We start from the raw sequence: 2884 nt of genomic DNA, 5'->3' as shown, positions 1-2884 counted from the left end.
TCGCGGTCATCGTCCTCGACAACGGCCGCGCCGTCCTGATGCGGTCGCTGTACGCGGACTTCGACACCGACCTGTCCGAGCTGTTCCCCGACGAGGTCAACCGGCTCACCGACCACGAGATCAGCGAGCTGGAGAAGCGCGGCCTGTGGTTCGACTGGAACGAGCCCGTGCGACCCGGCGAGTTCTGGCCCGAGCCCGACGAGGACGACGACGGTGACGGCCGCTCCCGCCGGCGCGGCGGCGGAGGCGGAGGCGGCAAGGGTGGCGGGCGCGGCTCCAAGGGCGGCGGCCGCCGCTCCGAGCAGGTCGCCTCTCCCCGCCAGGCGCTGGAGGCCATCAAGAGCCTCACCGACGCCTGATCACACCCACCCACCCATCACGGGGCCGGACCGCCCGAGCGTGGCCGGCCCCGCCCGACCCCTTGTGAAGGAGCACCACCACCGTGGCCCTGTCCATCTCCGCCGCCGTGCTGCTGGGCATCATCGTCGTCGTCCTGGTCAAGGGCGGCTACGTCCGCGTCGGCTCCGCGCTGACCTGCACGCTGTTCGGCTTCACCCTCGCCGCGACCGGCCTGGCCCCGACCATCAACAGCGGCCTGGCCTCGCTCGCCGGACTGATCTCCAGCTTCTGAACTACGCCTCGGTCCACGGCGGGTCGGGCGTGTAGTTGAGCCCGTCGCAGAAGCGGCAGTCCCACTCCGACGGGATCTCCCACTTGTCGACCCAGAAGCCGACCTGCTTGCCGACGAAGAAGTTGTCCCCGCCGCACCACCCGCACTCGAAGACGAACTCCACCCGATTCCCTCCACCGCGCCTGTCGGATCGAGGATGCCCGGGGCGCCGGTGCGGTGACTACCCACCCGTCAGCCCCAACTCACCTGCTGCACAACGCCGAAGGGCGCCGCCGGACACGACTCCGGCGACGCCCTTCGCCGTTGCGCGCGGCCACTCCCCCACGCGCCCTCCCAGCCGTCACGGCCAGGAGGGCGCGCCCCTTCCCGCGTGATCGGAGAACCCTGATGGACCCCCTGAACACCACCCAGTCCGGCATGCCCGAGTCCGAGGCCGCGGCCGAAGCCCGCCGTCTGCTCGATGAGTGGGCGGGCAAGCCCGTACGCCACCACCCCACCTCGTTCCGCGACGACACCGAGACGCCGGCCTTCGGCACCGCCCCGCCCGTGCGGCAGGAGGACCACCGGATCGTCCCGGCCTGGGCGGCCGGGATCGCGGTGGCCTCCATCGGCGTCGGCGCCGGGATCACCGGCATCGGCTGCGGTGCCTGGCTCGTGCTCCAGGGCCTGTCCTCGGTCACGTTGAACGGCGTCCTCATGGTCACCCTGCCGTTCGCAGGCCTGGCCATGGCCGCCACCGCTATCGGCGGCGCGATCAGCAAGGCCCGCGCGGCCGTCACCAAGAACGTCTTCGAGGGTCCGGTCACCCACCACACCGAGATCCACAACAACAGCACCACGCGCGGGGCGTTCTTCGCCCGCACCCGCAACGAGATCCGCTGACCCGCCCACCACCGCCCTCCGGCAGAAGGAGCAGCCACGCCATGACCCACAACGACAAGCCGATCAACGGCCAGGACAGCCCGTCCTTCCTCGACCTGCTCAACGAGTTGCCGCCCGTGCCGCCGGGCCCCGAACTGCAGAGCAAGCCCGGCCCGAGGCGGCTCGCGCGGCTGCGCGCCGCGTGGAAGGAGTCGTGGGAGGAGGGCGGCTTCCTCTACCAGCGGTGGGAAGAGGTCTTCCAGGCCCGGCACGCCAGCTGGCACGAGGTCGCCAACTGGATCAAGGCCGCCGCGCTGTTCGGCGGGCTCAGCCTCATCGTGCTGATGCTGGACGCCGCCGGCGACATCGCCTCCGCCACGCTCAAGGGCCTGTCCGCCGTCCCGGCCACCAGCGGCGGCGACGGCGGTGGCCTGTGGGGCACGGTCGACCACCCCGTCCGGGTCTTCCTCGCCGACCAGGCCGCGCACCTGTCCGTCGCCCCGGCCGCCCTGTACGCGTTCTGGCAGCTGACCGGACTGGTCGGCCTGGTCGGCGGGTTCTTCGGCAACGTCGGCGCCCGCATCGCCTGGCTGCTGTTCGGGATCGGAAGCCTGGCCATGATCTGGTCCGCCGCCCCAGCTGGAGGCCGCGCCGCCGCCACCGGGCTCGCCGCCCTCATGTGGGCCCTGGCCAGCATGTTCGCCCTGCGCGGCCTGACGCTTCGGCCCGTCGTCCACAACCACCCGCCGCAGTACCAGTTCAACCCCGCGCTCCACCTGCACGCCACGATCCCCGCCCCGACCCCGGCGGGCGACGACCTCGGTCCCGACAACGTCCACCCGCTCCAGCGCTGACCAGCGCCGCCCCCGTCCCGCACCACCACCGCGCACGAAGGGAACCTGATGAAGCCGCAGCTGGAGGACACCGAGTTCTGGGTCGGCACCTTCCACGGGAGCCACGACGGCACCACGGCCACGGTCACCGCGACCCGCGACGACACCCGCCCCGAGCCGTACGTCTGGACGTGCACGTGCGGCGCGTCCCGCTCCTTCCCCACCGAGCACGGCGTGTGGCCCACCGCCTGGCGGCACACCCACCCGACCCGCTTCGACCGGCTCCGGTCGTGGGCCGCCCGCCGCTTCCGCACCGCCCGCTGACCTGACGCCCTGCCTGGCCCTCGCCCGCCCCGCACCCGGGGCCGGGCGAGGACCGGACAGGCCGCCCGGCCGCACGCACCACCCCGCCTACGAGAGAAGGAGACCCAGTCTTGGCGAAAGCCCCGACCGTCATAGGAGTGCTCACCGAGCCCCCGGCTCCGACCTGGTGGAAGGTCAACCGCCACAAGGTCTTCGGCGTCACTGGACTGCTGATCGGCTACCTGGTCGGCACCCA

5 protein-coding genes and 1 pseudogene are annotated in these 2884 nt (G+C 72.4%); 5 read left to right on the top strand and 1 reads right to left on the bottom strand.

Going from position 1 to position 2884, the window contains the following annotated elements; genetic code table 11:
• A pseudogene (locus SZN_RS36490) lies at window positions 1-359 on the top strand (chromosome segregation protein ParM); the annotation flags it as partial.
• A gap of 83 nt (window positions 360-442) precedes the next feature.
• Window positions 443-631, top strand: a complete 189-nt coding sequence (locus SZN_RS36485) for a hypothetical protein (RefSeq protein WP_007505692.1) — start codon at window positions 443-445, stop codon at window positions 629-631.
• Window position 632: 1 nt separating this feature from the next.
• Here SZN_RS36485 and SZN_RS41785 read toward each other — a convergent pair whose 3' ends face one another.
• Window positions 633-794 carry a hypothetical protein gene (locus SZN_RS41785; protein ID WP_007505690.1) on the bottom strand — a complete coding sequence of 54 codons (162 nt, stop codon included), beginning with the start codon at window positions 792-794 and terminating at the stop codon, window positions 633-635.
• A 224-nt stretch (window positions 795-1018) separates the two neighbouring features.
• On the opposite strand from SZN_RS41785, the gene SZN_RS36480 reads away from it, so the two are divergent.
• From SZN_RS36480 to SZN_RS36470, 3 genes are read left to right on the top strand one after another with little or no spacing between them, the layout of a single operon-like run.
• Window positions 1019-1513: a hypothetical protein gene (locus tag SZN_RS36480; RefSeq protein ID WP_007505688.1), complete on the top strand. Its 495-nt coding sequence runs from the start codon at window positions 1019-1021 to the stop codon at window positions 1511-1513.
• Window positions 1514-1554: 41 nt separating this feature from the next.
• A complete protein-coding gene (locus SZN_RS36475; protein ID WP_007505686.1) occupies window positions 1555-2346 on the top strand; it encodes a hypothetical protein in 792 nt (263 codons plus the stop codon).
• Window positions 2347-2394: 48 nt separating this feature from the next.
• Window positions 2395-2649 carry a hypothetical protein gene (locus SZN_RS36470; protein WP_007505684.1) on the top strand — a complete coding sequence of 85 codons (255 nt, stop codon included), beginning with the start codon at window positions 2395-2397 and terminating at the stop codon, window positions 2647-2649.
• Window positions 2650-2884: the final 235 nt, after the last annotated feature.

The sequence above is a fragment of the Streptomyces zinciresistens K42 genome (assembly GCF_000225525.1).
Classification (GTDB): domain Bacteria; phylum Actinomycetota; class Actinomycetes; order Streptomycetales; family Streptomycetaceae; genus Streptomyces; species Streptomyces zinciresistens.
Note: the sequence above shows the minus strand (reverse complement) of the source record. Positions and strands in the feature narration are given on the sequence as shown.

Excerpts from the sequence above, each read along its gene's own strand:
- SZN_RS36475 (WP_007505686.1), top strand. The coding sequence starts at position 1,555 with ATGACCCACAACGACAAGCCGATCAACGGCCAGGACAGCCCGTCCTTC.
- SZN_RS36480 (WP_007505688.1), top strand. The coding sequence starts at position 1,019 with ATGGACCCCCTGAACACCACCCAGTCCGGCATGCCCGAGTCCGAGGCC.
- SZN_RS36470 (WP_007505684.1), top strand. The coding sequence starts at position 2,395 with ATGAAGCCGCAGCTGGAGGACACCGAGTTCTGGGTCGGCACCTTCCAC.